General features: G+C 59.4%; 36 protein-coding genes and 1 pseudogene. 27 read left to right on the top strand and 10 right to left on the bottom strand.

Going from position 1 to position 26,298, the window contains the following annotated elements:
• Positions 1 to 4: 4 nt before the first annotated feature.
• The 20 genes from rpmC to AAIH70_RS01340 all read left to right on the top strand — a co-directional run bounded on the left by rpmC (position 5) and on the right by AAIH70_RS01340 (position 11,103).
• On the top strand, positions 5 to 205 hold the full coding sequence (rpmC, locus tag AAIH70_RS01435) for a 50S ribosomal protein L29 (RefSeq protein ID WP_132273298.1): 201 nt from the start codon (positions 5 to 7) through the stop codon (positions 203 to 205).
• A gap of 11 nt (positions 206 to 216) precedes the next feature.
• Positions 217 to 453 (top strand): 30S ribosomal protein S17, encoded by a 237-nt coding sequence (rpsQ, locus tag AAIH70_RS01430; protein ID WP_112731760.1) that lies wholly within the window; start codon positions 217 to 219, stop codon positions 451 to 453.
• A 232-nt stretch (positions 454 to 685) separates the two neighbouring features.
• A complete protein-coding gene (gene rplN / locus AAIH70_RS01425; RefSeq protein WP_003495199.1) occupies positions 686 to 1,054 on the top strand; it encodes a 50S ribosomal protein L14 in 369 nt (122 codons plus the stop codon).
• Between the two features lie 12 nt (positions 1,055 to 1,066).
• Positions 1,067 to 1,375 (top strand): 50S ribosomal protein L24, encoded by a 309-nt coding sequence (gene rplX, locus AAIH70_RS01420; protein ID WP_112731758.1) that lies wholly within the window; start codon positions 1,067 to 1,069, stop codon positions 1,373 to 1,375.
• Complete coding sequence (gene rplE / locus AAIH70_RS01415) at positions 1,368 to 1,925, top strand: 50S ribosomal protein L5 (protein WP_132273299.1); 558 nt, start codon at positions 1,368 to 1,370, stop codon at positions 1,923 to 1,925. Before rplX ends, rplE begins: the two co-directional genes overlap by 8 nt.
• A 33-nt stretch (positions 1,926 to 1,958) precedes the next feature.
• On the top strand, positions 1,959 to 2,264 hold the full coding sequence (gene rpsN / locus AAIH70_RS01410; protein ID WP_132273300.1) for a 30S ribosomal protein S14: 306 nt from the start codon (positions 1,959 to 1,961) through the stop codon (positions 2,262 to 2,264).
• A 12-nt stretch (positions 2,265 to 2,276) separates the two neighbouring features.
• Positions 2,277 to 2,675 (top strand): 30S ribosomal protein S8, encoded by a 399-nt coding sequence (gene rpsH / locus AAIH70_RS01405; protein ID WP_132273301.1) that lies wholly within the window; start codon positions 2,277 to 2,279, stop codon positions 2,673 to 2,675.
• Positions 2,676 to 2,717: 42 nt separating this feature from the next.
• Positions 2,718 to 3,251: a 50S ribosomal protein L6 gene (gene rplF, locus AAIH70_RS01400; RefSeq protein ID WP_132273302.1), complete on the top strand. Its 534-nt coding sequence runs from the start codon at positions 2,718 to 2,720 to the stop codon at positions 3,249 to 3,251.
• Between the two features lie 12 nt (positions 3,252 to 3,263).
• The gene (gene rplR, locus AAIH70_RS01395; RefSeq protein WP_132273303.1) at positions 3,264 to 3,626 is read left to right on the top strand and encodes a 50S ribosomal protein L18; all 363 of its coding nucleotides are present in this window, start codon (positions 3,264 to 3,266) and stop codon (positions 3,624 to 3,626) included.
• A gap of 140 nt (positions 3,627 to 3,766) precedes the next feature.
• Complete coding sequence (gene rpsE / locus AAIH70_RS01390; protein ID WP_132273304.1) at positions 3,767 to 4,333, top strand: 30S ribosomal protein S5; 567 nt, start codon at positions 3,767 to 3,769, stop codon at positions 4,331 to 4,333.
• 14 nt (positions 4,334 to 4,347) lie between these two features.
• The gene (gene rpmD / locus AAIH70_RS01385) at positions 4,348 to 4,557 is read left to right on the top strand and encodes a 50S ribosomal protein L30 (RefSeq protein ID WP_054158113.1); all 210 of its coding nucleotides are present in this window, start codon (positions 4,348 to 4,350) and stop codon (positions 4,555 to 4,557) included.
• 10 nt (positions 4,558 to 4,567) lie between these two features.
• On the top strand, positions 4,568 to 5,044 hold the full coding sequence (rplO, locus tag AAIH70_RS01380; protein WP_132273305.1) for a 50S ribosomal protein L15: 477 nt from the start codon (positions 4,568 to 4,570) through the stop codon (positions 5,042 to 5,044).
• A 233-nt stretch (positions 5,045 to 5,277) separates the two neighbouring features.
• Entirely contained in the window at positions 5,278 to 6,618 is a 1,341-nt protein-coding gene (gene secY / locus AAIH70_RS01375; protein WP_132273306.1) for a preprotein translocase subunit SecY, read from the top strand.
• A complete protein-coding gene (locus tag AAIH70_RS01370; RefSeq protein WP_132273307.1) occupies positions 6,615 to 7,199 on the top strand; it encodes an adenylate kinase in 585 nt (194 codons plus the stop codon). Before secY ends, AAIH70_RS01370 begins: the two co-directional genes overlap by 4 nt.
• 233 nt (positions 7,200 to 7,432) lie before the next feature.
• Positions 7,433 to 7,801, top strand: a complete 369-nt coding sequence (gene rpsM / locus AAIH70_RS01365; RefSeq protein WP_132273308.1) for a 30S ribosomal protein S13 — start codon at positions 7,433 to 7,435, stop codon at positions 7,799 to 7,801.
• A gap of 127 nt (positions 7,802 to 7,928) precedes the next feature.
• Positions 7,929 to 8,318 carry a 30S ribosomal protein S11 gene (rpsK, locus tag AAIH70_RS01360; protein ID WP_112731736.1) on the top strand — a complete coding sequence of 130 codons (390 nt, stop codon included), beginning with the start codon at positions 7,929 to 7,931 and terminating at the stop codon, positions 8,316 to 8,318.
• A 177-nt stretch (positions 8,319 to 8,495) separates the two neighbouring features.
• On the top strand, positions 8,496 to 9,506 hold the full coding sequence (locus AAIH70_RS01355) for a DNA-directed RNA polymerase subunit alpha (protein WP_132273309.1): 1,011 nt from the start codon (positions 8,496 to 8,498) through the stop codon (positions 9,504 to 9,506).
• 45 nt (positions 9,507 to 9,551) lie between these two features.
• Positions 9,552 to 9,977, top strand: a complete 426-nt coding sequence (gene rplQ / locus AAIH70_RS01350) for a 50S ribosomal protein L17 (protein WP_132273310.1) — start codon at positions 9,552 to 9,554, stop codon at positions 9,975 to 9,977.
• Between the two features lie 75 nt (positions 9,978 to 10,052).
• Complete coding sequence (locus AAIH70_RS01345; protein ID WP_132273311.1) at positions 10,053 to 10,481, top strand: DUF2809 domain-containing protein; 429 nt, start codon at positions 10,053 to 10,055, stop codon at positions 10,479 to 10,481.
• A 130-nt stretch (positions 10,482 to 10,611) separates the two neighbouring features.
• Positions 10,612 to 11,103, top strand: a complete 492-nt coding sequence (locus tag AAIH70_RS01340; RefSeq protein WP_245519113.1) for a DoxX family protein — start codon at positions 10,612 to 10,614, stop codon at positions 11,101 to 11,103.
• 76 nt (positions 11,104 to 11,179) lie between these two features.
• Here the strand turns inward: AAIH70_RS01340 and AAIH70_RS01335 are convergent, their stop codons facing one another.
• The 3 genes from AAIH70_RS01335 to msrP all read right to left on the bottom strand — a co-directional run bounded on the left by AAIH70_RS01335 (position 11,180) and on the right by msrP (position 13,711).
• Complete coding sequence (locus AAIH70_RS01335) at positions 11,180 to 12,055, bottom strand: DUF817 domain-containing protein (protein ID WP_132273313.1); 876 nt, start codon at positions 12,053 to 12,055, stop codon at positions 11,180 to 11,182.
• 64 nt (positions 12,056 to 12,119) lie between these two features.
• Positions 12,120 to 12,770, bottom strand: coding sequence for a protein-methionine-sulfoxide reductase heme-binding subunit MsrQ (msrQ, locus tag AAIH70_RS01330; RefSeq protein ID WP_132273314.1), 651 nt, complete (start codon positions 12,768 to 12,770; stop codon positions 12,120 to 12,122).
• A complete protein-coding gene (gene msrP, locus AAIH70_RS01325) occupies positions 12,770 to 13,711 on the bottom strand; it encodes a protein-methionine-sulfoxide reductase catalytic subunit MsrP (RefSeq protein ID WP_132273315.1) in 942 nt (313 codons plus the stop codon). The genes msrQ and msrP overlap by 1 nt, the downstream gene beginning before the upstream one ends.
• Positions 13,712 to 13,915: 204 nt before the next feature.
• On the opposite strand from msrP, the gene AAIH70_RS01320 reads away from it, so the two are divergent.
• From AAIH70_RS01320 to AAIH70_RS01310, 3 genes are all read left to right on the top strand, one after another.
• On the top strand, positions 13,916 to 14,332 hold the full coding sequence (locus tag AAIH70_RS01320) for a DUF4112 domain-containing protein (protein WP_132273316.1): 417 nt from the start codon (positions 13,916 to 13,918) through the stop codon (positions 14,330 to 14,332).
• A gap of 160 nt (positions 14,333 to 14,492) precedes the next feature.
• Positions 14,493 to 16,328, top strand: a complete 1,836-nt coding sequence (ilvD, locus tag AAIH70_RS01315; RefSeq protein WP_132273317.1) for a dihydroxy-acid dehydratase — start codon at positions 14,493 to 14,495, stop codon at positions 16,326 to 16,328.
• A gap of 94 nt (positions 16,329 to 16,422) precedes the next feature.
• Positions 16,423 to 16,647 (top strand): DUF433 domain-containing protein, encoded by a 225-nt coding sequence (locus AAIH70_RS01310; protein ID WP_132273318.1) that lies wholly within the window; start codon positions 16,423 to 16,425, stop codon positions 16,645 to 16,647.
• Here the strand turns inward: AAIH70_RS01310 and AAIH70_RS01305 are convergent.
• The 3 genes and pseudogenes from AAIH70_RS01305 to AAIH70_RS01295 form a co-directional block, all read right to left on the bottom strand.
• Positions 16,623 to 16,850, bottom strand: coding sequence for a CopG family transcriptional regulator (locus AAIH70_RS01305; protein ID WP_132273319.1), 228 nt, complete (start codon positions 16,848 to 16,850; stop codon positions 16,623 to 16,625). The two genes, AAIH70_RS01310 and AAIH70_RS01305, sit on opposite strands and share 25 nt — an antisense overlap.
• 59 nt (positions 16,851 to 16,909) lie before the next feature.
• Complete coding sequence (locus tag AAIH70_RS01300; RefSeq protein ID WP_132273320.1) at positions 16,910 to 17,266, bottom strand: lysozyme inhibitor LprI family protein; 357 nt, start codon at positions 17,264 to 17,266, stop codon at positions 16,910 to 16,912.
• A 29-nt stretch (positions 17,267 to 17,295) separates the two neighbouring features.
• Positions 17,296 to 17,675 (bottom strand): annotated as a pseudogene (locus tag AAIH70_RS01295) (YkvA family protein).
• A gap of 149 nt (positions 17,676 to 17,824) precedes the next feature.
• Here AAIH70_RS01295 and AAIH70_RS01290 point away from each other — a divergent pair.
• Entirely contained in the window at positions 17,825 to 19,228 is a 1,404-nt protein-coding gene (locus AAIH70_RS01290; protein WP_132273321.1) for a DegQ family serine endoprotease, read from the top strand.
• 6 nt (positions 19,229 to 19,234) lie between these two features.
• Complete coding sequence (locus tag AAIH70_RS01285) at positions 19,235 to 20,551, top strand: replication-associated recombination protein A (RefSeq protein ID WP_132273322.1); 1,317 nt, start codon at positions 19,235 to 19,237, stop codon at positions 20,549 to 20,551.
• Positions 20,552 to 20,555: 4 nt separating this feature from the next.
• Here AAIH70_RS01285 and AAIH70_RS01280 read toward each other — a convergent pair whose 3' ends face one another.
• The 4 genes from AAIH70_RS01280 to AAIH70_RS01265 form a co-directional block, all read right to left on the bottom strand.
• Positions 20,556 to 20,861 (bottom strand): DUF1883 domain-containing protein, encoded by a 306-nt coding sequence (locus AAIH70_RS01280; protein ID WP_132273323.1) that lies wholly within the window; start codon positions 20,859 to 20,861, stop codon positions 20,556 to 20,558.
• A 291-nt stretch (positions 20,862 to 21,152) separates the two neighbouring features.
• Positions 21,153 to 22,163, bottom strand: a complete 1,011-nt coding sequence (locus AAIH70_RS01275; protein ID WP_132273324.1) for a ketopantoate reductase family protein — start codon at positions 22,161 to 22,163, stop codon at positions 21,153 to 21,155.
• A gap of 186 nt (positions 22,164 to 22,349) precedes the next feature.
• On the bottom strand, positions 22,350 to 23,249 hold the full coding sequence (locus tag AAIH70_RS01270; protein ID WP_132273325.1) for a hypothetical protein: 900 nt from the start codon (positions 23,247 to 23,249) through the stop codon (positions 22,350 to 22,352).
• A 195-nt stretch (positions 23,250 to 23,444) separates the two neighbouring features.
• Positions 23,445 to 24,566: an acyltransferase family protein gene (locus tag AAIH70_RS01265; RefSeq protein ID WP_132273326.1), complete on the bottom strand. Its 1,122-nt coding sequence runs from the start codon at positions 24,564 to 24,566 to the stop codon at positions 23,445 to 23,447.
• A 493-nt stretch (positions 24,567 to 25,059) separates the two neighbouring features.
• On the opposite strand from AAIH70_RS01265, the gene AAIH70_RS01260 reads away from it, so the two are divergent.
• Positions 25,060 to 25,692, top strand: coding sequence for an outer membrane protein (locus AAIH70_RS01260; protein WP_430032827.1), 633 nt, complete (start codon positions 25,060 to 25,062; stop codon positions 25,690 to 25,692).
• 235 nt (positions 25,693 to 25,927) lie between these two features.
• Positions 25,928 to 26,284: an endonuclease domain-containing protein gene (locus tag AAIH70_RS01255; RefSeq protein WP_132273328.1), complete on the top strand. Its 357-nt coding sequence runs from the start codon at positions 25,928 to 25,930 to the stop codon at positions 26,282 to 26,284.
• Positions 26,285 to 26,298: the final 14 nt, after the last annotated feature.

Below are 26,298 nucleotides of genomic sequence, written 5' to 3'. Positions count from 1 at the left end.
CACGATGAAAGCCGAAGAAGTACGCGGCCTGACGGCCGATCAGCTCAAGGATAAGCTTGCTGACCTGAAGAAAGAGCAGTTCAATCTGCGCTTCCAGAAGGCCACCAACCAGCTTGAGAAGAGCTCCCGCATCAACGAAGTCCGCAAGGACATCGCTCGCGTGAAGACCATTGCCCGCCAGAAGGCGGCAGAAGCCAAGGCCTAAGGAAGAATAATATGCCAAAACGCATTCTGCAGGGCGTAGTCGTTTCCGACAAGAACGAGAAGACCGTTGTTGTCCGCGTCGAGCGCCGATTCGCTCATCCGCTGCTTCAGAAGACGGTTCGCCGTTCGAAGAAGTACAAGGCGCATGACGAAACCAACCAGTACAAGATTGGTGATGTCGTTTCCATCGAGGAATGCGCACCGATCTCCAAGGACAAGACCTGGAAAGTTGTTTCTGCCCAGGCTTAAGCCCACAGAATTGCGGCAGGCCCTTGCGTCTGCCGCAGAAATCTGTATGAAGCAGCCCATCGGCTGAGAACGCCCGGTTTACGGGCGTTCTTTTTGCTTTGCAGCGCAGGGAAGGTCCCGTTGGGGAAACCACCTTGGCAAGACCCAACCCGCGCGAAATAAAATATGTCCATGGCCGGAATAGGGGGCTCTATGCCCAACCGTTTCGGTCCTTACGAGAAGGCGACCTGACATGATTCAGATGCAAACAAACCTCGACGTGGCGGATAATTCCGGCGCACGTCGTGTCATGTGCATCAAGGTGCTGGGCGGCTCCAAGCGCAAGTATGCTTCGGTCGGCGACATTATCGTCGTTTCGATCAAGGAAGCCATCCCGCGCGGCCGCGTGAAGAAGGGCGATGTGATGAAGGCGGTGGTCGTTCGTACCGCCAAGGACATCCGTCGCGCCGACGGCAGCGTCATCCGCTTCGATAACAACGCAGCGGTCCTCATCGACAACAAAAAAGAGCCGATCGGCACCCGTATCTTCGGACCGGTTCCGCGCGAACTTCGCGCCAAGAACCACATGAAGATCATCTCGCTGGCTCCCGAAGTACTGTAAGGAGCGAGAACCATGCAGAAGATCAAGAAGGGCGACAACGTCGTCGTACTCACCGGCAAGGACAAGGGCCGTACCGGTGAAGTCCTCCAGGTTCTGCCGAAGGAAGACCGTGCGGTCGTCGGCGGCATCAACATGGTGAAGCGTCACCAGCGTCAGACACAGACGCAGGAAGCTGGCATCATCAACAAAGAAGCATCGATCCACCTGTCTAACATCGCGATCGTCGCGAAAGACGGCAAGCCGACCCGCGTTGGTTTCTCCGTCGTCGACGGCAAGAAGGTTCGTGTGGCCAAGCGTACGGGAGATGTGATCGATGGCTGAGTCCAAGTACGAGCCGCGGCTCAAGACCGAATACGTTTCCCGCATCCGCGCAGCGCTGCAGGAACAGTTCTCGTTCGCCAATGAAATGATGATCCCCAAGCTGGACAAGATCGTCATCAACATGGGCGTTGGTGAAGCAACTGCCGATTCGAAGAAGCCCACCGTGGCTGCTGCCGATCTGGCTGCTATCGCCGGCCAGAAGCCGGTCATCACCAAGGCTCGCAACTCTATCGCCGGCTTCAAGGTCCGCGAGCAGATGCCGATCGGCGCGAAGGTTACCCTGCGCGGCGCCCGCATGTACGAGTTCGTAGATCGCCTGGTCAACATCGCGCTTCCGCGCGTTCGCGACTTCCGCGGCCTGAACCCGAAGTCCTTTGACGGTCGTGGCAACTTCGCCATGGGCTTGAAGGAGCACATTGTGTTCCCGGAGATCAACTACGACAAGGTTGATCAGATGTGGGGCATGGACATCATCGTTTGCACGACGGCTACCAGCGACGACGAAGCACGGGCTCTTCTGAAAGAGTTCAACTTCCCGTTCCGCCAGTAACCGTAACGACAAGCGTTTTAAAGGAACTACGATATGGCGAAAACCAGCGCAGTTGAAAAGAACAAGCGCCGCCGCAAGACGGTTGCCGCACACGCTGAGAAGCGTGCTGCTCTGAAGGCGACCATCATGAACCAGGCACTGCCCATCGAAGAGCGCTTCAAGGCTTCTGTCAAGCTCGCTTCTCTGCCGCGTGATGGCTCGAAAACGCGTATCCGCAACCGTTGTGAAGTCACCGGTCGCCCGCGCGCTTTCTACCGCAAGCTCGGAATGTCGCGTATCGCGCTTCGTGAGCTTGGTAATTCCGGCAAGGTGCCGGGCATTGTTAAGTCGAGCTGGTAAGGAGATCGTTAGATGACCATGACTGATCCCTTGGGCGATATGCTCACCCGCATCCGCAACGGCGCTGCCCGTCGCAAGAACACCGTTTCGACGCCTGCTTCCAAGCTGCGCGCTCGCGTTCTCGATGTTCTGCAGGCTGAAGGCTACATCCGCGGTTATTCGGAAATTGATTTTGGTAACGGCAAGGCCGAGATCGAAATCGAACTCAAGTACTACGAAGGCGCGTCCGTGATCCGTAAGATCGGCCGCGTTTCGAAGCCGGGCCGCCGAGTTTATGTCTCGGTTAAGTCCATCCCGCAGGTCTCGAACGGCCTCGGTATCACCATCCTTTCGACACCGAAGGGCGTGATGGCCGATCACCAGGCGCGCGAGCAGAACGTAGGCGGCGAGGTTCTTTGCTCGGTCTTCTAAGACTGGGCAAGGATCTCCATAACGGACAGACAGGATAACATAATGTCTCGTATCGGTAAAAAGCCCGTTCCGGTTCCTGCAGGCGTAACGGCTTCGGTCGACGGCCAGAAGATCACCGCAAAGGGCCCGAAGGGCGAACTTTTCTTCGTTGCTAACGACGAAGTCAAAGTTGAATACAACGAAAACGCTGTTTCGGTGACCCCGGTCAACGATTCCAAGGATGCTCGTTCGAAGTGGGGCATGTCCCGCACGATGATCGAGAACATCTTCAAGGGCGTTAAGGACGGTTACGAGCGCAAGCTCGAAATCAACGGCGTCGGTTACCGCGCGGCTCTGCAGGGCAAGAACCTGCAGCTGCAGCTCGGTTTCTCTCACGATGTTGTCTATGAAGCCCCTGAGGGCATCACCATTGCCGTGCCGAAGCCGACGGAAATCGTCGTCTCCGGCATCAATAAGCAGCAGGTCGGTCAGGTTGCAGCGGAAATCCGCGAATACCGCGGTCCCGAGCCCTACAAGGGCAAAGGCGTCAAGTACGCTGGGGAACGGATCGTCCGCAAGGAAGGCAAGAAGAAGTAAGGACGAGCGATCATGGCTACCAGAAAAGAAGCACTCACAAAGCGTGCGAGCCGTGTTCGCCGCCAGATCAAGAAGGTCGCAAACGGCCGTCCGCGTCTGTCGGTTCACCGCTCGTCCAAGAACATCTACGTACAGGTCATCGACGATGTGGCCGGCCGCACTCTTGCAGCCGCTTCCACGCTCGACGTCGATCTGCGCAAGTCGCTGAAGACCGGTGCGGACGTTGCAGCAGCTGCTGCCGTCGGCAAGCTGGTTGCAGAGCGCGCCTCCAAGGCCGGCGTGACGGAAGTCGTGTTCGATCGCGGCGCCTTCATCTACCATGGCCGCATCAAGGCACTTGCTGAAGCTGCCCGCGAAGGCGGTCTGAGCTTCTAAGAAATTTTCGCCCGGTCTCACCCAATAGGGGAGGCCGGGCGAAATGCGGTTTCTCCGCAGCCCCCGGCCGATCTTGAGAAAGAGGGGACGGGTTATCTTTAACCTGCCGTTCCACCCGCAAAAGAAAAAGGAAAAGGACAATGGCACAGGAAAGAAAGGGCCGTGACGATCGTCAGGGCCGTGAAGAGCGCGATAGCGAATTCGTCGACAAGTTGGTCGCGATCAACCGCGTCGCCAAGGTCGTCAAGGGCGGCCGTCGCTTCGGTTTTGCTGCTCTCGTCGTCGTCGGCGACCAGAAGGGCCGCGTTGGCTTCGGCCATGGCAAGGCTCGTGAAGTGCCGGAAGCTATCCGCAAGGCAACTGAATCTGCCAAGCGCGATCTGATCTTCGTACCGCTGCGTGACGGCCGTACGCTGCATCACGACGTCAACGGTCGCCATGGCGCCGGCAAGGTTCTGCTTCGTGCAGCCAAGGCTGGTACCGGCATCATCGCCGGTGGCCCGATGCGCGCCGTTTTCGAAACTCTCGGCATGCACGACGTTGTTGCAAAGTCGACCGGTTCGTCGAACCCGTACAACATGATCCGTGCGACGTTCGATGCCCTCAAGCACCAGGTGCATCCGAAGGATGTGGCAGCTCAGCGTGGCCTTAAGTATGCCACACTGCAGGCTCGTCGCGCCGCTTCCGGCAATGCGTCGGAAGAATAAGAGGAGTCTGACACATGGCTAAGGCTACGAAGAAGACTGAAGCAAAGACGGTTACGATCGAACAGATCGGATCGCCTATTCGCCGTCCGGCCGTTCAGCGTGCAACGCTGGTTGGTCTGGGCCTCAACAAGATGCACCGGGTTCGCACGCTGGAAGACACTCCTTCCGTTCGTGGCATGATCCGGGCCGTCCAGCATCTCGTCCGCGTCGTCGACGAGAAGTGAGGGTTTGATCATGAAACTGAATGAGATCAAGGACAACGAAGGCGCCTCCAAGGACCGTATCCGCGTAGGTCGCGGTATCGGTTCGGGCAAGGGCAAGACCGGTGGTCGCGGCGTCAAGGGTCAGAAGGCCCGTTCCGGCGTTGCCATCAACGGCTTCGAAGGCGGTCAGATGCCTATCTACCGTCGTCTGCCAAAGCGTGGCTTCAACAACATCTTCTCGTCTGACTTCGCAACCGTTTCGGTTGGCCGTATTCAGGCTGCGATCGATGCCAAGAAGCTCGACCCGAAGGCAACGATCGATGCTGCAGCCCTCAAGGCTGCCGGCGTCATCCGTCGCCTCAAGGACGGCGTTCGCGTCCTGTCCGACGGCGAACTGACGGTAAAGGTTTCGATCGAAGCCGCCGGCGCCTCCAAGGCTGCTGTCGAGAAGATCGAAAAGGCTGGTGGCTCGATCAAGCTTCCGGCTGTCGAAACTGCCGCAGAGTAAAACCTTTGAAATCGCCCGGAGTGAGCTTCACACCGGGCGATTTTATGTCCATATGTGAGCCTCACGATCCCAGGGCAGTCCGGCCGGTCAGCTTACCGGGATCAAACGGAAAAGCGGGTGAGGCAGGCGATTGCTGATTGCAGTTCGCGCCCCCGAATTTCTGAAAAACAGAATCAAGACTAGGTTCCGGTTTGGCGTTTTGCTGCCGGGGACAGGGTCGGGCGGAGAATTCCATGGCTTCAGCAGCTGAACAACTGGCCTCAAATCTGAATTTTTCGACTTTCGCCAAGGCGGAAGATCTCAAGAAGCGCCTGTGGTTTACGCTGGCAGCCCTTCTTGTGTACCGTCTGGGTACGCATATTCCGCTTCCGGGTCTGAACCCCGAGGCTTATGCCGCAGCCTTCCGCGGTCAGTCGGGTGGTATTCTCGGCCTCTTCAACATGTTTTCGGGCGGCGCCGTCGAGCGTATGGCGATCTTCGCGCTCGGCATCATGCCTTACATCTCCGCATCGATCATCGTGCAGCTGATGACCTCGGTCGTTCCCTCGCTTGAAAACCTGAAGAAGGAAGGCGAGCAGGGCCGCAAGATCATTAACCAGTACACCCGTTACGGCACCGTTCTTCTCGGCACGCTGCAGGCCTATGGCATTGCTGTCGGCCTCGAAAGCGGGCAGGGGCTTGTTATCGATCCGGGCTGGTTCTTCCGAATCGCCACCGTCGTGACGCTGCTTGGCGGCACCATGTTCCTGATGTGGCTGGGTGAGCAGATCACCTCGCGCGGTCTCGGCAACGGTATCTCGCTGATCATCTTCGCCGGTATTGCCGCAGGCCTGCCGAGCGCTCTTGCCAACACGCTGGAACTTGGCCGCACGGGCGCGCTGAACACGGGCCTCATTCTGCTGGTCGTCCTCGTTGCCATCGGCGTCATAGCTCTGATCGTTTTCGTCGAGCGTGCGCAGCGTCGCCTTCTGATCCAGTATCCGAAGCGTCAGGTCGGCAATCGCATGTTCCAGGGCGACACGTCGCACCTGCCGCTGAAGCTCAACACTTCGGGTGTCATTCCGGCAATCTTCGCTTCCTCTTTGCTGCTTCTGCCGGCAACGGCTGCTGGCTTTGCCAGCAACAACCAGCTGCCTGAATGGGCAACCATGGTTATCTCGGCGCTCGGCCACGGCCAGCCAGTGTTCATGCTTCTGTATGGCCTGCTGATCGCCTTCTTCGCCTTCTTCTACACGGCCATCGTCTTCAATCCCAAGGAGACGGCGGACAACCTGAAGAAACATGGTGGCTTCATTCCGGGCATTCGTCCGGGTGATCGCACCGCTGAATATATTGACTACGTGCTTACCCGCATCACGGTTATCGGCGCTATTTATCTTGTCTTCGTCTGCACTCTGCCTGAGCTTCTGATTGCCCGCACGGGTATTCCATTAGCCCTTGGTGGTACTTCGCTTTTGATTGTCGTCAGTGTAACCCTTGATACGGTCGCACAGATCCAGGGACACCTCATTGCGCAGCAGTATGAGGGTCTGATCAAGAAGTCGAAACTGCGCGGAGGAAAGAGGGGACGATGAGACTGATCTTTTTGGGACCGCCCGGGGCGGGCAAGGGCACCCAGGCCAAGCTTCTGACCGAGAGATACGGTATTCCGCAGCTCTCCACCGGCGACATGCTTCGTGCCGCCAAGGAAGCCGAAACTGAAATCGGCCTTAAGGCTAAGGCCGTCATGGATGCTGGCCAGCTGGTCTCAGACGAGATCGTCAATGCGATCGTCGCTGAACGCATCGACGCCGAGGACTGTGCCAAGGGCTTTATCCTCGACGGTTATCCGCGCACCGTGCCGCAGGCCGTTGCGCTGGAGAAGATGCTCGAGGACAAGGGCTGCCCGCTGGATACGGTCATCGAGCTGAAGGTCGACGAGAACGCCCTGTTGGGCCGAATCGAAAACCGAGTCGCCGAAACGATCGCCGCAGGCGGCAAGGTTCGTGCAGATGACATGCCGGAAGCTTTCAAGAAGCGTCTGGTCGAATACCGCGAGAAGACTGCTCCGCTATCGGCGCATTATGCTTCGACCGGCCAGTTGAAGACGATCGATGGCATGGCTGACGTAAAGACGGTCACGGCTGAAATCGAAAAGCACCTGTCGGCTCTTTGATCCGTAGGGGACTGTTAAAGAATCTTGGCGGTGCCGGTTGCTTTCAGCCACTGATTCCGCTAAACACCGCGCCAACTCGCGACATTTCTGCGATCGGCGCGGTTTTCCCGTGAGGGAAGCCGGGTCCGATCGTTTTGACATGTTCCGGATCGAAATTGAACTGGTGACCGCTTAAGGTCGCTATCATGAACAAGCACCACTTGCCGGATGGCAACTGGAAAAGGAGAGCAGACGTGGCACGTATCGCTGGCGTCAACATCCCGACTGCGAAGCGCGTTGTTATCGCGCTGACCTACATTCACGGGATTGGTCCGAAGTTCGCGCAGGAAATCATGGAGAAGACTGGTCTTCCCGCCGATAAGCGCGTCCATCAGCTGACGGACTCTGAAGTCCTTCAGATCCGCGAAACCATCGACCGCGACTATCAGGTCGAAGGCGATCTTCGTCGCGAAACTGCGATGAACATCAAGCGCCTCATGGACCTCGGTTGCTACCGTGGCCTGCGTCACCGTCGTGGCCTTCCGGTCCGCGGTCAGCGCACGCACACCAACGCTCGTACCCGCAAGGGTCCGGCGAAGGCGATTGCTGGTAAGAAGAAGTAATCTTCGGGAATCCGGAGTGGGAGGCTGGCTGCTGCCGGCCTCTTTATAATTTGGCCTGTATCCTTGCGATGCAGGCCGGTGGAGCCGCTGGAACTACGGCGGTGAAGAGATCGACGAAAGGAAGATCATGGCCAAGGAAGCCACACGCGTTCGCCGTCGCGAACGTAAAAACATCACGTCGGGCGTTGCCCACGTTAACTCGACTTTCAACAACACGATGATCACCATCACGGACGCACAGGGCAACGCAATTGCTTGGTCGTCTGCTGGTGCAAAGGGCTTCAAGGGTTCGCGTAAGTCGACTCCGTTTGCGGCCCAGATCGCTGCTGAAGACTGCGCCAAGAAGGCTCAGGAACACGGCATGAAGTCGCTTGAAGTCGAAGTTACCGGTCCGGGTTCCGGCCGTGAATCGGCTCTGCGCGCCCTCCAGGCTGCCGGGTTCATGATCACCTCCATTCGCGACGTGACGCCGATCCCGCACAACGGTTGCCGTCCGCGCAAGAAGCGCCGCGTCTGATCGCATTTCGGGGCTGCGTGTGGCGCGGCTTCGTTCAAAGAACTCTGGTATCGCCGCCCGGCCTCACGTTTGAGGTTTGGCGGCTTTGCCTGTATCGCCGACAAGCATCTTGCATCGTTGGTGTTCTCGTGATCGGTTGCCACGATTGGATGGTGGCAGCGTACGGAAGGGAAAAATATGATTCAGAAGAACTGGCAGGAATTGATCAAGCCGAACAAGGTCGATTTCACCTCGTCCGGTCGCACGAAGGTAACGCTGGTCGCCGAGCCGCTTGAACGTGGCTTCGGTCTTACGCTCGGCAACGCCCTGCGTCGCGTTCTCCTGTCGTCTCTGCGTGGTGCTGCTGTCACCGCAGTGCAGATCGACGGCGTCCTGCATGAATTCTCCTCCATCCCCGGCGTTCGGGAAGATGTGACGGATATCGTGCTCAACATCAAAGAAATCGCCATCAAGATGGACGGCGACGATGCCAAGCGCATGGTCGTTCGCAAGCAGGGTCCGGGTTCGGTCACTGCCGGCGACATCCAGACGGTCGGCGATATCGAGATCCTGAACCCTGACCACGTGATCTGCACGCTCGACGAGGGCGCCGAGATCCGCATGGAGTTCACGGTCAACAACGGCAAGGGTTACGTCCCGGCCGATCGCAACCGTGCGGAAGATGCTCCGATCGGCCTTATCCCGGTCGACAGCCTCTACTCGCCGGTGAAGAAGGTATCGTACAAGGTTGAGAACACCCGCGAAGGCCAGGTTCTCGACTATGACAAGCTGACCATGACCATCGAAACCGATGGTTCGGTCACCGGTGAAGATGCCGTCGCATTCGCTGCCCGCATCCTTCAGGACCAGCTGTCGGTCTTCGTCAATTTCGACGAGCCGCAGAAGGAAGCCGAAGAGGAAGCAGTCACCGAGCTGGCATTCAACCCGGCGCTCCTCAAGAAGGTCGACGAACTGGAACTTTCCGTCCGTTCGGCGAACTGCCTGAAGAACGACAACATCGTTTATATCGGCGACCTGATCCAGAAGACCGAAGCAGAAATGCTCCGCACTCCGAACTTTGGTCGCAAGTCGCTCAACGAGATCAAGGAAGTTCTCGCGTCCATGGGCCTCCATCTTGGTATGGAAGTTCCCGCCTGGCCGCCGGAGAACATCGAAGACCTCGCAAAGCGTTACGAAGACCAATACTAACTAGTCAGACTGCAGGCGAATGCCTGCAAGTGAAGGAGACAAATCATGCGCCACGCAAAAGCCGGCCGCAAGCTTAACCGTACTGCCAGCCACCGTAAGGCGATGTTCGCCAACATGGCTGCTTCGCTCATCACGCACGAGCAGATCGTCACCACTCTCCCGAAGGCGAAGGAAATTCGCCCGATCGTCGAGAAGCTGGTAACGCTCGGCAAGCGCGGCGACCTGCACGCTCGTCGTCAGGCCATCTCGCAGATCCAGGACAACGACGCTGTCAAGAAGCTGTTCGATGCCATCGCTTCGCGTTACGCAACCCGCAACGGCGGTTACCTGCGTATCATGAAGGCTGGTTACCGTCAGGGCGACAACGCTCCGATGGCTGTCATCGAGTTCGTTGAACGCGACGTTGATGCCAAGGGCAAGGCCGACAAGGCTCGTGTTGCCGCTGAAGCAGAAGCTGCTGAAGCCGCTTAATTTCGGCTTCGATCTATCCTTTGAAAAGGCCGGGTGGAAACGCCCGGCCTTTTTCATGTCTTGCGGGGAGGGCGCATGGCGACCGACAAAGAGATGTGGAACCGGAGGTGGCGCAGGCTGCTCGTCGTCATCCTCGTGATCATGGCGGGGCTGGCACTCCGGCGCTTCGGATATGATCTCGGACTGTCCTTCCTGGTGGTGAAATATGGTGGCTCCATTCTCTGGGGCGCCATGGTCTTCCTGCTGATCGCTGTTGTCAGCGGTTCACTGAGGATCGTTCGGATGGTCGTCATGGCGCTAGCAATCGCCGCCGCGGTGGAATTCTCCCGGCTATATCACACGCCCGAACTCGACGCGTTTCGCCTGACGCTGGCCGGGAAATTGCTGCTTGGCCGCGTTTTCTCGCTCTGGAATATCCTGGCCTACGCGGTTGGTATCGGATTGGTCGCCGCCGCAGACATTTGTCTTTCGCGATTGACTGTAATCAAAGTCGGCCGGCGGTGATCCCGCTAAGTTGTCTCTTGTCAACACAGTGCGAGGGATGACAATGACTTACGCTCCGATATTCGACCGCGAACCCAGAAATTTGTTTATTCCTGCCCTTGGCGGATTTTACGAACGGATTGCTCAGCCCATGGCCTGGAGCGTGTTCCGTCTGGCAATTGGCGGGATGCTTGCCATCGAGGGATGGGCCAAGATCACGGCGCCGTTCGCGCAAATCGGCTTTGTCGAGAATATCGGCTTCTATCCGGGCTGGCTGTGGTCGCCGCTTCTCGCCGCCGTGCAGTTTTTCGGTGGCATCATGATTGCTCTCGGCCTGTTCACCCGTCCGGCAGCGCTGGCCAATGGTGTCATGTTGGCGATCACGCTGTTCTATCATTTCGCGCATCCATACGGAGATGCATTTCTGACGCAGGCCGGTATCGATGCGCTGAAGGCTGGCGGCGATCTGTTCACCCAGCCGGCAATGGCAAGGCTCGCCGATGGCGGCGCAAAATTCCTGCATCAGGCGCAGGGCAAGGCGGAACAGGCATCGTTGTTCTGGACTGGCGGCGCTTTCATGTTCGCAGCCTTCGGCGGCGGTTATCTGTCGCTCGATCGTCTGCTCTTCAAGAAACAGTTTTAGACATCACGCGAGGTTCAGCGGGAGGGGCGAGGGTCGGACACATCAGGGTCCGGCCCTCATCTGCTTGCGGTAGCGCTTATTCCGGAACGTGGATCTGCCGCTTGATGTGCTTCAGGTGCGCGACGATCGTGAAGGTCATGATGACCAGCATCGACCACGAACTCCACTTGCCGAGATGCACGGTAGACCATGCACCGATCTGGTTCGGATATTGCCAGATACCGACGAGCGTGAAGACGTTTTCGGCAAACCAGATGAAAAAGCCGATCAGAACGAAAGCCAGCAGAAGCGGCATTTTCCGTTCGCGGTCATAAGGGCGGAAGGTGACCGTGGTGCGCGCATAAAGGCCGATCGCGCAGGCTGCGATATACCAGCGATAATCGCCGATATAATGGTGGCTGAAAAAGTTGATATAGACCGCCAGCGCAATCACTGTCGCCATCCAGTAGCTTGGATGATGGTGGATACGCAGGTCGAACAGCCGCCAGGCCTGAATGATGTAACTGCCGATGGCGGCGTACATGAAACCGGAAAACAGCGGTACGCCAAACAGCTTGGTATAGGCGAAATCCGGATAGGACCATGACTGGATGCTGCCTGACGTCTTGAACACTTCCAGCGCAAAACCGACGATGTGAAACAGGCCGATCGCCTTGGCTTCGTCCCAGGTTTCGAGCTTGCTCCAGATCATGAAGATCTGGATGGCGAGTGCGATGATCAGCAGAACGTCGTAGCGCGGCAGGCCAAGCAGTCCTGCTTTCGGCACCAGAAAGATCGAAACGAAAAACAGGCCGGCAAACAGACAGGCCCGCGCTTCCTTGACGCCGAAATAGAGAAACTCGACCATGAACCGGGCAGAACCGCGAAGCTCGCCCCAGGGGCGCAGATCACACAGATAAGTGTCGAGGAAGGACAGTCGTCCGCCGCTCGCTGTCGTGTCTGCTGTCGTCATGCCCCGATCTCCATTCGGCCCGGAATGGAGACTGCGAGATGGGCAAAGTCAAGGCGAGGGCGCGTCAGCGATGTGCTGGCTGTGGGCTATCCACGGACTTGCGCGCCCGCTTCCAGCGCATGATGGGTTTGCGCAGCGGCCGATAGGCAAGAAGCAGGGCAATCGCTGCGATGTGAATGAAGGGCCCGGTGGTGATCGATTTGACGGCGAGGAAATAGTGCAGCGCCCCGCCAAGGGCGATCGGGTAGATCAGGTGATGCATGTCGATCCAGAGCTTGCCGAGACGCCGGATCGAATAGTTGTTGGATGTAACCGCCAGCGGCACCAGCGCCGCAAGGCACACCATGCCGATCGAAATATAGGGACGTTTGAGGATATCCCCCAGGACTGCATGCACATCCATGCCGAGATCGAGCAGCATCCACACCGAAAAATGCATCACGACATAATAGAAGGCGAGGAGACCCAGCGCCCGCCGATAGCGGATCCAGTTGATGCCAACCAGATCGCGCAGCGGCGTCACTGCAAGTGTGGCGATGATGAAGCGCAGCGCCCACAAACCCAGCAGGTGCTCGAATTCCTTGACCGGATTGATGCCGAGGCCGCCCGTTGCGCCAAGATAGAAATACCACGCCGCGGGACAGAGACCGATGACATAGAGCGCCCAGATACTCGGGCCGTGGAACTTGCGCGGCAGGGCGGGAATGACAGACATCAGTAGTTTGCCTTCAGGTCCAGACCGGCATAAAGACCAGCGACGTCATCGGCATAGCCATTGAAGGGCAGGGTTGGCCGCCGCGCCGTCTTGAAGAAACCACCTTCGCCGATGCGCTGCTCGGTCGCCTGGCTCCAGCGCGGGTGATCGACGGCCGGATTGACGTTGGAATAGAACCCGTATTCGCGGGCATTGCTGTTTTTCCAGGTGGTTTCGGGCTGCTTTTCGACAAGCGAAATCCTGACGATCGACTTGATGCTCTTGAAGCCGTATTTCCACGGCACCACCAGTCGGATCGGTGCACCGTTCTGGTTGGGCAGCGTTTCGCCATAAAGACCGACGGCGAGGATGGTCAGCGGATGACGGGCCTCATCGAGGCGCAATCCTTCGACGTAAGGCCAGGGCAGGGGCTGAAAAAGGCCTTTCTGGCCCGGCATTTCTTCCGGCCGCACCACCGTTTCGAAGGAAACATATTTGGCGCTGCCCTGCGGCTCCACCTGATCGAGCAATGCCGCCAGCGGAAAACCGATCCATGGTATCACCATCGACCATCCCTCGACGCAGCGCATGCGATAGGTGCGATCCTCGATCGGCATCTTCAACAGCTCTTCGAGGCCGAATTCCTTCGGTTTGCCGACAAGCCCGTCGACCTTCACCGTCCAGGGCGTCGGCTTGAAGTCGCCGGCATTGTTGGACGGATCGCTCTTGTCCGTCCCGAACTCATAAAAATTGTTGTAGGAGGTCACCGCTTCCTTCGGCGTCAGCTTCTCGTCCAGTGTATAGGGGCCGGGCCTGGCCTGCAGCGGTGCGGCAAACGCGCTGCCTGCGCCAGTCAGGGCAAGGCCGGCAGCGGCCGTACCGAGAAAGCTGCGGCGCGACATGTAGATGCTGCGCGGCGTAATGTCGGATGCGGGAATGTGTGGTGGGCGATAGGCAGCCATGATCGGCCTCCAGCTGAAAACTGTATTCCGTCAATATACGTAGCGCCGGGCGGTTTGGTTTCACAGCACCCAGCGGATGCGAATGAACCACGTTTGCGTGAAGCCTGGGATTGTCCTTGAGGAGACAAATCTCACCGCCGGCATTGCAGGGAACCACAGCAATCCCCATTCATTTATGCAGCAATGGATTTGCTGGAGGCAAAAATGGCCGCACGCACATGGAATGCCGCTGGAAATACCACCGGAGACGATTTCACCGATAGTATCGAGAGACTGCGTCGTCTGCGCAGGCTGTCGGGTATCGCGCGGCTGATGGACACTGCCATCCGCATTCCCGGTACCGGCATCCGCTTTGGCGCAGATTCCGTAATGGGCCTCGTTCCGGTGATCGGTGATGCCGGCGGCGCGTTAATCGGCCTCTACATCGTCAACGAAGCGCGCCGCATGGGTGTGCCCGCCGATAAGCTGGCGCAGATGGTCGGCAATATCGCGCTGGATTCTGTGGTCGGCAGCGTGCCGGTGTTCGGTGATCTGTTCGACGTCTATTTCAAATCCCACCGCCGCAACGTCGATATGATCATGCAGCATTTTGGCGTTATGCCTGATGACTTGCGGCGTTGACCAAGTTCATTTTGCGAACCGTACCGTACCGTACTGTTTTGCCGGTTTCTGGCAGTGACACCCGTTCGCGATTGGAGTAGGAAAACCACAAAAATAGGGCTTTTGCGTCTCTGCCGGGGAGCAGATAGACTGCAGGGTCCGATCGAGTGAGGACACATCCATGCCAGTTTATCGTTCCAGAACCACCACCCACGGCCGCAACATGGCGGGTGCGCGCGGCCTTTGGCGCGCCACCGGCATGAAGGATTCGGATTTCGGCAAGCCGATCATCGCCGTCGTCAATTCCTTCACGCAGTTCGTACCCGGCCACGTCCACCTGAAGGATCTCGGCCAGCTGGTTGCGCGCGAAATCGAGGCGGCCGGCGGTGTTGCCAAGGAATTCAACACCATCGCCGTCGATGACGGCATCGCCATGGGCCATGACGGCATGCTCTATTCGCTGCCATCGCGCGAAATCATCGCCGACTCGGTCGAATACATGGTCAACGCCCATTGCGCCGATGCCATGGTCTGCATCTCCAACTGCGACAAGATCACGCCCGGCATGCTGAACGCTGCCATGCGCCTGAACATTCCGGCAGTCTTCGTCTCCGGCGGCCCTATGGAAGCCGGCAAGGTTGTCATGCACGGCAAGACGGTTGCGCTCGATCTCGTCGATGCCATGGTCGCCGCTGCGGATGACAAGATTTCCGACGAGGACGTGGCTGTCATCGAACGCTCGGCCTGCCCGACCTGCGGTTCCTGCTCCGGCATGTTCACCGCCAACTCGATGAACTGTCTGACCGAGGCGCTCGGCCTGTCCTTGCCCGGAAACGGTTCGACGCTCGCCACCCATTCGGATCGCAGGCGCCTGTTCGTCGAGGCCGGTCACCTGATCGTTGATCTCGCACGCCGTTATTATGAGCAGGAGGACGAAAACGTCCTGCCGCGCAATATCGCCAGCAAGAAAGCTTTCGAGAACGCCATGTCGCTCGATATCGCCATGGGCGGTTCGACCAATACGGTTCTGCACATCCTCGCGGCCGCCTATGAGGGCGGCATCGATTTCGGCATGGAAGAGATCGACAAGCTGTCGCGCAAGGTACCGTGCCTGTCCAAGGTCGCGCCTGCCAAGCAGGACGTCCATATGGAAGACGTGCACCGCGCCGGTGGCATCATGCGTATTCTCGGCGAACTCGATCGCGGTGGCCTGATCAACCGCGATTGCTACACCGTCCACGAGCCGACGCTCGGTGATGCCATCGACCGCTGGGATATCACCCGCACCAATTCCGAGACTGTCCGCACCTTCTTCAAGGCCGCACCGGGCGGCGTGCCGACGCAGGTCGCCTTCTCGCAGTCCTCGCGCTGGGATGATCTCGACGCAGACGGCGAAAAGGGCGTTATCCGCTCGGTCGAACATCCGTTCTCCAAGGACGGCGGTCTGGCTGTTCTCTACGGAAACATCGCGCTCGATGGCTGCATCGTCAAAACCGCCGGTGTCGATGAATCGATCCTGAAATTCACCGGCCCGGCTGTGGTTTTCGAGAGTCAGGACGCTGCCGTGAAGGGCATCCTGAGCAACGAAGTCGTTGCCGGTGACGTCGTCGTCATCCGTTACGAAGGTCCCAAGGGCGGACCGGGCATGCAGGAAATGCTCTATCCGACCAGCTATCTGAAGTCGAAGGGCCTTGGAAAGGCCTGCGCTCTCATCACCGACGGCCGTTTCTCCGGTGGCACGTCGGGCCTGTCGATCGGTCACGCCTCGCCGGAAGCGGCACAGGGCGGCGCCATCGGTCTGGTTCAGCCGGGTGATATGATCGAGATCGACATTCCGAACCGCACGATCAACCTGAAGGTTTCGGACGCCGATCTGGCGGCCCGCCGCCACGAGCAGGAAACGCTCGGCTGGAAGCCGGCAGCGCCGCGCAAGCGCAATGTCACGACGGCGCTGAAGGCTTATGCGGCCTTTGCATCTTCGGCCGACAAGGGCGCAGTGCGGATCTTGCCGGAGTAAGGTTTGCCGATACGGCACTAAGACATCAAAGCCCCGTCAGGTTTCACCGGCGGGGCTTTGTGTTGTGTTTAGGTGGCAGGCTCCGGAGGCAAAAATGTCCGAACTTCATCGCATCACCTTCGATCCGCAAATCTGCGCGGGACGCCCCGCCATTCGCGGCCTGCGGATCCGTGGGAAGGATGTTCTTGAACTGTTGGCGGCCGGTGCAAGTCATGAGGAAATCCTCGAGGATTATCCGCTTCCCGAGGCTGCGGATATTCAGGCCGCCCTTGAATATATCGCCGGCCCTGCCGGTCATACGGTGTCAGGCGTCGCCTGAAACTGCGCTGCATTGATCCGCGCCATTATCTCGGCCATGGCTTCATCATGCGGCACGAGTCTACCGGATTGAAGATCGGAGAGGCCCGCTTCTATGCCGCGAAGGATGTCGGTTTCGTCGTCGACATAGGTGCTAACGGCCCTGCTTGTGGGCTCGCGCGCGGTGTCGTCAGAGCCATCCGGCAGATTATCGAGGGCTGCCATGGTGAACCTCTTCTGATGAACTGAGACAGCTTACCATTCATGGCACCACCACACCACCATCACAGCGGCCGGTTGATCTTCTCGAACGTTTCGCTGAGCTGTTTCAGCCGCCCTACATACGCGGTGCGGATACATTCGATATCACCGCCGCAAGCCTGGCGGCGTTTCAGCCATGTGGCCTGATCGTCCTGCATCTCGCCGCGCGTGCCCATGGCCAGAAGCCCGGTGAGGATCTCGAATGTCGTCACCATCTTCACGTCGGCATCGTTGAGGTCACGGTTTTCGCAGATGGCTTTTTCATCGGCGGCCAGATTCTGGCCGTTGCAGTCGAAACTGGCTGCGGTCGCGGGCAGGGTTGGCAAGGTCAGGCCGAGGAGAAAGGCAGTCAGGGCTGTGGCGGTGATCGTATTCTTCATTCCGGCGTTCCTTGCATGGTGGCGAGCCTTCAGAAGAAATCTGAAAGACCCCAGACAAGCAAAATGAGGCACAAAAGCCAGATGGCAAGGATGGCGATGAGGCCGGAGCGGCTGGTCGGGCGTCCTTCGCGCAAAGCTGCCTGCTCGCGGAACTCGGCCATCAGCGCCTGCGGCACGAGCTTTACCGCCAGCATGATGCCGAGCGGCACCAGGATCACATCATCGAGATAACCGAGGACGGGGATGAAATCCGGGATCAGGTCGATCGGTGACAACGCGTAGGCGGCAACCGCACCTGCCACGAGCTTCGCCGTCAAGGGTACGCGCGATCACGGGCGGCAAACCACAGCACCACGACCTCGCGTTTCAGCCGTTTTGCCCAGTTTTTTGCGCGTGTCAGAAAGTCCATGGTTTCCATTCTTACCTGTCCTATATGTAATCTGAAACCATTCGATTTTCGCGATCTCGTCCGTGATTCGGCCACCTTTGTTTTCCAGCTTCGGCGTCGATATATCGGCCCCGGCTGTTGTGGCCGGACCTTCTGAATAGAGGAACTACATGCTGAACATGCAAAAATGCGTGTCGACCGGCCTTCTGGCTTTAACCCTTCTTCTGCCCGTTGCGGCGCAAGCGCAGGAGAAAACCCTGCCGCAGAGCCGTGAGCAGATGCAGCTTTCGTTCGCGCCGCTGGTCAAGCGCACCGCGGGCGCCGTGGTCAACGTTTATGCCGAACGTGCCGTGCAGCGGAACAATCTGTTTGCCGGCGATCCCTTCTTCGAGCAGTTCTTTGGCCAGCGCATGCCGAACCGCTCGGAAAAGCAGTCGTCGCTCGGCTCCGGCGTCATCCTCTCCGACAACGGTCTCGTGGTCACCAACAACCACGTCATCCAGGGCGCTGACGATATCAAGATCGCGCTGGCCGATGGCCGTGAGTTCCCCTGCGAGGTGATCCTCAAGGACGAGAGCATGGATCTGGCCGTGCTGCGCATCAAGGCGAAGGAAAGCTTTCCGGTTCTCGCCATCGCCAATTCCGATGCCGTCGAGGTCGGTGATCTCGTGCTCGCCATCGGCAATCCGTTCGGCGTCGGCCAGACCGTCACCAGCGGCATCGTTTCGGGCCTTGCCCGCAACCAGGTCACCAATGGCGATTTCGGCTTCTTCATCCAGACGGATGCGTCGATCAACCCCGGCAATTCCGGCGGTGCACTGATGAACACCAATGGCGAGCTGATCGGCATCAACACCGCGATCTTCTCGCGTGGTGGTGGTTCCAACGGCGTCGGTTTTGCCATTCCCGGCAATCTCGTAAAAGTGTTCCTGAAGGCTGCCGAAGAGGGCAAGACCACCTTCGAACGTCCTTATGTCGGCGCGACCTTCATGCCGGTGACTTCCGAGGTTGCTGAAGCGCTTGGCCTGAAAACCGCCCGCGGCGCGCTGGTAACGGCCGTTGTCGAAGGTGGGCCGGCGGACAAGGGTGGCCTGAAGCCGGGTGAAGTCATTACCGCCGTCAACGGCATCCCTGTCGAGCATCCCGATGCCTTGGGTTACCGCCTGACCACGGCCGGTCTCGGCAAGGCTGCGGACCTGACGGTCGCCCAATCGAGCGGTGAGCGCAAGCTGACGATCGCGCTCAACACCGCGCCGGAAACGACGCCACGTGACGAACGCCTGATCGAAGGCCGCAATCCGTTTGCCGGCCTGCGCGTCGCCAATCTGTCGCCGAAACTTGCCGGCGAACTGCAGCTGACCGCCGACAAGACCGGCGTCGTGGTGACCGATATCGCCCGCAACTCTCCTGCTGCCCGCGTCGGCTTCCGGCCGAAGGACATCATCATTTCGCTCAACGGCGATACGGTGAAGACCAGCAAGGAACTCGAAGGCATCCTGAAAGATGCCGATCCGGGTTTCTGGCGTCTTGAGATCGAGCGTGATGGCCAGCGCATCCGCCAGTTCTTCCGCTGATCGATCATGAGCAACGATCTTTTCGCACCGAAAATTCCGGAGGAGGTCGCCAATCGGCGGCCTCTTGCTGATCGGCTGAGACCGAAAACGATCGCTGACGTGACCGGCCAATCGCACCTGACCGGTGAAGACGGCGTGCTTCGCCGCATGATCGACAGCGGTTCGCTGGGTTCGATGATTTTCTGGGGACCTCCCGGCACCGGCAAGACCACTGTTGCAAGGCTTTTGTCCGGTGAGGCGGGTCTGGCCTTCGAGCAGATTTCGGCGATCTTTTCCGGCGTCGCCGATCTCAAGAAGGTTTTTGAGGGCGCCCGGCTGCGCCGCATGGATGGCCGCCAGACGCTGTTGTTCGTCGACGAGATCCATCGCTTCAATCGCGCCCAGCAGGACAGTTTTCTGCCGGTGATGGAAGACGGCACGATCGTGCTGGTCGGCGCCACCACGGAAAATCCGTCCTTCGAACTCAACGCCGCTCTTTTGTCGCGTGCCCGTGTTCTGACCTTCAAAAGCCATGACGAAGAAAGCCTGACCGAACTTTTGGCACGCGCCGAAAAGGTGGAAGACAAGCCGCTGCCGCTCGATGGCAGCGCGCGTGCGGCGCTGGTGCGCATGGCCGATGGCGACGGCCGTGCTGTGCTGACGCTGGCCGAAGAGGTTTGGCGTGCCGCGCGGGCAGGGGAGGTTTTTGACACAGAGAACCTGACCCGCATCGTGCAGCGTCGCGCGCCGGTCTATGACAAGGCGCAGGACGGCCATTACAATCTGATCTCTGCGCTGCATAAATCGGTGCGCGGATCGGACCCGGATGCGGCGCTCTATTATCTCGCCCGTATGTTCGATGCCGGTGAGGACCCGCTTTATCTCGGGCGCCGGCTGGTGCGCATGGCAGTGGAGGATATCGGCCTTGCCGATCCGCAGGCGCTGGTGGTGTGCAATGCCGCCAAGGATGCCTATGACTATCTCGGTTCGCCGGAGGGCGAACTGGCGCTGGCGCAGGCCTGCGTCTATCTCGCCACCGCGCCGAAATCCAACGCCGTCTATACCGCCTTCAAGGCCGCGACGCGGGCGGCGAAGGAAAACGGTTCGCTGCTGCCGCCCAAACATATTCTCAATGCGCCGACCAAGCTGATGAAGGCTGAAGGGTATAACGACGGCTATCGTTACGACCACGACGAGCCGGATGCGTTTTCAGGTCAGGATTATTTTCCGGAAAAGATGGGTCGCCAGACGTTTTACGAGCCGGTCGAGCGCGGCTTTGAGCGGGATATCCGCAAGCGGCTGGACTGGTGGCAAAAACTGCGGCGTGAGCGCGGCGAAGGCTGAGGCGTCAGGACGCCTTGGTCTGACGGCCGGGCGGTGCGACGACCTTGACGGAAGACCCCGCCAGCCCGCCATGACCTTCCTCATCGACAATCAGGTGCCAGTGACCGGCATCCGGAATGATGACCCGTGTCGGTGATTTTTTGGCGATGCCGCCGACATATTTGTAGTCGAGCTTTTCCTTGAAGCGTTGAAAATTCACCGCCGTCATCAGACGCACGTTGTTCACCGCATTCAGCGTCACATCCACGATCGTACCGGCACGCTGTTCACGCAGATCATAATGGGTGAAGCGGAAATTATGGGTCGACATCGTTGCCTCTGCTGCATGCGGTGGTTTAGAGCTATAACACTCGGCCGTTAAGGAAGCGTGGAACCAAATGGCCACTTATCGGTTATCTACACATCGAACACATCAGATAACAGGCGGCATTCCTCCCCTCGGTGTCGCACGATAACAAAAAACATTTTTGACCTCCAAGTCACCTGACCCTCCGCTGTTCCCCTGCCGCGGAGGGTTTTTCTTTGGGCCGCTGTTTGCACTCCATATCAGCGCCTTGTCGGGCTTTCCTGATTCTATCTCACAAGCCGTTGACTCGATTTATCAGGCCTGAACCTCACGGTTCTGCCGGTCGAGTTCGCCGACCAGTGCAAGGATGGTATCGAGCGCCGGCACCGGTGTTTCGGTCATCTGTCCGAGCCGCACCACCATTTCAACCAGCGGGACATATTCCAGCGGTTTCTTTGCAAGGAAATCCTGAAGCATGGAGGTGGGGTGGGGGCCGATCGTCATCGCTTCCTTCAATCGTTCCTCGACCGTCTGCGCCGGCTGGCTGCCGAGGGCGGAAGCGACGGCATACACCTCTTGCATGACGCGGCTCATCAACGCCAGAAGGGCTGGATCGGTAACGATGCGGTCGCTGAGGGCTTTTGTCAGTGCGCTGATCGGATTGAAGGACGCATTGCCCATCAGCTTGCTCCAGATTTCGCCACGGATATCGGCGGTCTGAATGATTTTGACATTGGCCTGCGTCAGGAGATCGGAGATGGCCTGCAGATCAGCCGAAATCTCGCCGGACGGTTCGCCGAGAATGAAACGGCCACGCGCCGGCAGCTGGATGATGCCCGGTTCGACCACTTCGGCGCCCTGATAGGCAACACAGCCGATTACACGTTGTGGACCGACGGCATTCCACAGGCGATCGCCGGGATCGAGTTCCGGCAGGCGATGTTCGGCATGGCCGCTCTTCTCGTCGCGGTGAAAATACCACCACGGAATGCCGTTCAGCACCATCACGACGCGGGTGTGATCGGCCAGCAGATGGGCGATGCCTTCCGCCGCTGCCGGTACCTGATGACCTTTCAGGCCGGTAATGACGAGATCCTGCTTGGGCAGCGTCCTCGGGTCGTCGGTTGCGGTGACGGGAACGATGGTCGGCTTGTCTTCACCGCTCACACGCACTTCCAGGCCGTTCTCACGGATTTTTTGGAGATGCGCACCGCGCGCGATGACGGAAACGGAAACCGTGTCGCCGAGCCCTTCCACAAGTCGTGCCGCCAGTGTGCCACCAAGCGCTCCGGCGCCATAGACGCAGATGTTTTTCAACTCGGTCATGCCTTCATTGCTCCTTCGCTTTCATCAAGCGCCAGATTAGGGGATGGAAACGATTCTACGAGCAAAACCACACTCCGATCCGCATTTTGTTTGGCATCATAAACTTGGCTCACGTTGCGTTGACGTGACGCGACAAAAAAGCCCCGCATCGCTGCGAGGCTTCGTTTTCGTCAGATCGGGTCGCGCTCAGAGGCGGGCGGCGATCAGGTCTTCTTCCTCGTCACGCTGGCGTCCGCCAAGAGCGGCGGCCGCGCAGGAGATGAAGGCACCGACCAGCAGCGAGATGGCGCCGACCAGTGCGGTGGTTGCCGCTGCCTTGCGGGCCTTGTCGGTCGCTTCCTGAGCGGCGACCTTGGCGGCTTCGATACGCTGCAGCACGGCATCGACGCGGCTACGTGCCTGTTCCGGTTCCAGCCCGGTGCGGGCCGAGACGATGGCGGCGAGATAGGCCTTGTCGTCTTCCGGCACGCCGCCGGCAACGGCGCCGTTGACGAGGATGCGGGAGACTTCGGCGGTTGCCGCGGTGTCATCACCCTGCGCATTGGACGAAACCCGTTCCGGGCGCAGCAATGCATCGGTGAAGTATGACGTTGCAGCCGACGTGTCTGCCGGGCCACCGGATGTCGAGGCGGCGGCCACCGTGGCTGTGGCGGCAGCGCTGCCGACTGCCTGCGCACCGGCACCGGCAAGCGAGGTCAGCGACGAGGTGAGGACCCCTGCCACGAAGAGGGTGGCTACGGCCCAGGACACGAGCCCGTGGGCGGTATCGCGAAAAAACACTTCGTCAGTATGGACGGCCGCCCATTTGGTGCGCAGGCGACCGGTCAGGTAACCGCCGAGCGCCGAGGACAGCCATTGCACGACGATCAGCCAGATCGCGGCGGTGATGCCGACCGTTGCCGCCGAGCTGCTTTCGCCCGCCCAGGGCGAGACCATGGTGAGGCCGAGGCCGGAGCCGAACATGATGAGGATGAGGCTGACGCCGGTGGCGGCGACCGCCCCGCCGATGATCGGTCCCCAGGCGACGGCCGATTTCGAGGATTCGACCGGCGTGAGCGCCGTGGCGTCTGTTGAGGTGAGGGGCATGTCAGCCTCCTCAGCGCAGGAACAGGACGAGAAGGATGACGATCGGCAGTGGAATACCCAGAAGCCAGAGAAGAATACCGCGTCCCATGATGAACCTCCTGAAATGATCACGGTCTATTGCTGCCGTGTGGCATTTCAACACGCGGTGAATGCTTTGGTTCCGCCGGTCATGCGTCATCTATGGGTGCGGATGTTTCAGGGGCCTCCGGGATTGTCGGCCAGTGGACGGCGGTCAGCGCGGGCACGCTTGAAACGGCGCTGCAAGGGTTCGTCGAACGCTACCGTCAGCCACCATGACAGGAGCACGCAAAGGCCGATGAAGGCGGTGCCGGCAACCGGCGCGAACGGCAGGTCGCCGATGCTGTTGCCGGTCCATGTCGCCCAGCCGAGCACAGCCCAATCGATGAAGGGCGAATGCAGCACGTAAAGCCCGTAGGAGGCCGTGCCGAGGAAGGTGGAGACGGCGGCGGTGCGGCGGTCGGGCAGGATGCCGCTTGCGGCATAGAGCATAGCCGGCCAGACGAGGAAGACGACGATCAGATCAAAGATCCATTTCACATCTTTTGGCGTCGGCGCGGCGAGCACGGCGGCCGTGACAGCGAGGCAGGCGAGGGCTGCGAGCGGCTGAAGTTTCTGCGTCCTGCGGCGATGGCGATAGATCAGCACGCCGGCGGAAAACGAAAAGAACACGCGGGCAAGGCCGGCATACATCTCGTTCCAGCGGAAGCCCGCATGCAGGCGCTCGAATTGCAGCGCGGCAATGACCAGCACGGCGGCGCTGATGGCGATGACGACGGCGATATGGCGGCTTTGCAGGCGCACGCCGCGCGCCGCATAGGCAAAGTTGGCGACCAGTTCATCGAACAGCGACCATGCGGGGTGGACGAGAAACAGCGCAGCGTTGAAGGAGATGGTGAAGGGCGTCGGCAGGAACAGAAGGCCGGTGACGATGGCGGCAGCAAGCTCGCCCGGTGCCACCACCTCGTCCGCCATCACCGGCAGGCCGGTCTGGTACATGCGCAGGTAATAACCGACGGTGAGCGCCAGCGCGACCAGATAGAGCGGGTAAAGCCGCAGCAGCCGCGCCTTCATGAAGGCGAGCGACGACGTGGCGCCGGAGGCCAGCGCCGACCCATAGGCATGCGCAAGCACGAAACCGCTCAGGGCAAAGAACAGGTCGACGCCGAGATAGCTGGAGGGCAGGGCGTCGCCCAGCATCGGCTCGGCATGGCGCTGCACGATGAACACGGCGGCGACACCACGCAAACCATCGAGCAGGACAAAACGTTCGCGGGTTTTTGGAGGCGTTTCGCTCATGGGCTTCCGGTCGCTCAGGGTGTGGGTTTCCCAAGATAGCGGAGGGCGCTGCCGTGACCAGACAAACCTTTTGGCAAAACTGCCGTTCTCCCATGGTTTCGGTACGGACCGGGATCATGTGGTTGCGGCCAAGGCTGGCTCACCCGCTGATGCTGGCTGTTTTTTCGGCCGTGATCACGAAAAAAATATCTGCAGGCGACCGCGAAAGGCGATCAAATGTCGGGATAATTGCAAGCACTTGATTCCGTTATCGGCTCTTTCGCTCCGCTCAGGCGTGAATGCGGAAAACCGGGGCTGTTGCGGTATCGGCGCGGGGGCGACGGCGCGGCGCGGTTAATGGACTGTTTATGATTTCGTGAAAGTTAAAGGCATACCGGTGCGGAAGTGCCAAGACGGTCAGGGGACCGGGCTGGACCGATTGGAAACTTCCGTGGCGCAAGCCGATGTATCGCCCGCGCATCCACCATCTGCGGGCTGTGTATGGAGTATAGTCATGATCAAGAAGTCGCTTGCTTTGGCGCTTGCCGCCACTTTCGTTTCCGGCCCGGTTTTCGCTGCCGATCTCACCAATGCTTATGAAGCCCCGTCCTACAACGAGCCTGTATCGCAGGATTCGGGCTGGACCGGCGGTTATGTCGGTATCCATGCCGGCACCTCTTCGGAGCGCAGCAACCCGTTTTCGGGCGACAAGGAATTCACCGGCGGCGTCCACGGCGGCTACAACATGGAAACCAACGGCGTTGTCGTCGGTGGCGAAGTCGAGTTCTCGCATCTGGGCGATGTCGAAGTAAACGTGCCTAATGGCAACCTGCAGGAACGCTACCGCCTGGCCGGCAAGGCCAAGGTCGGTATGCCGCTCGGCAATACGCTGATCTACGGCACAGGCGGCGTCGCCATGACCAGCATCCGCGACAGCGCTGGTGTTGAAGGTCCTGACGGCTGGAAGCCAGGCTGGCAGGTCGGCGCCGGCGTTGAGCACAAGTTCAACCAGCAGATTTCCGGCCGCGTGGAATATAACTACACCCGCACCGGCGACGTCCGCAGCTTCGACACCGCCAGCGGCACCGTTGCCGAAAGCGACGTCAAGGATCACACCATCAAGGCCGGCGTGAACTACCACTTCTAGGATTTGCGCCTGATATGATTGCGGCAGCGCCGTGTGCCCGGAAGGGTGCGCGGCGCTGTTTGCGTTTGTGGGGGCGCAGAAGGTTGCCCCTCACCAACAAAATCTATGACTTAGCTGAAGCTAAGATCATGATCTTGTATCCTCTCCCGCAGGGGGAGAGGTAAACACGCTGCCGCAACCATCTTGCCTTTCCCTTTCAGCCGGCGGTTAAATGCTTCCCGGCTGGGGGCATCACATGCATAGAAACATTCCAGACAAGCATCGCCGATATGCGAAAGCGATGCGGACGGATTCCACCAAGGCGGAAAACCTGATGTGGCAGGCGATGCGCAATCGGCAGCTTGAAGGTTTCAAGTTCAGGCGGCAGGTGCCGACCGGCGGTTACATTCTCGATTTCGTCTGTTTCGAGGCGCAACTGATTATCGAAGTGGATGGTGGCCAGCACTCCGAAAGCGCGTCAGATGCAGTGCGTGACGCCTATTTCAGGTCGCAAGGTTTTCGCGTGTTGCGCTTCTGGAACGACGAGGTGGAACGCAATCTGGATGGTGTGGTGATGAAAATTGTCGCCGAGTTGATGAATCGAGGTGAGTGATGGTGGAGGCGGCG

Origin of the sequence: Neorhizobium sp. BT27B, from assembly GCF_050455485.1 — a bacterium.
Classification (GTDB): Bacteria; Pseudomonadota; Alphaproteobacteria; order Rhizobiales; family Rhizobiaceae; genus Neorhizobium.
Note: the sequence above shows the minus strand (reverse complement) of the source record. Positions and strands in the feature narration are given on the sequence as shown.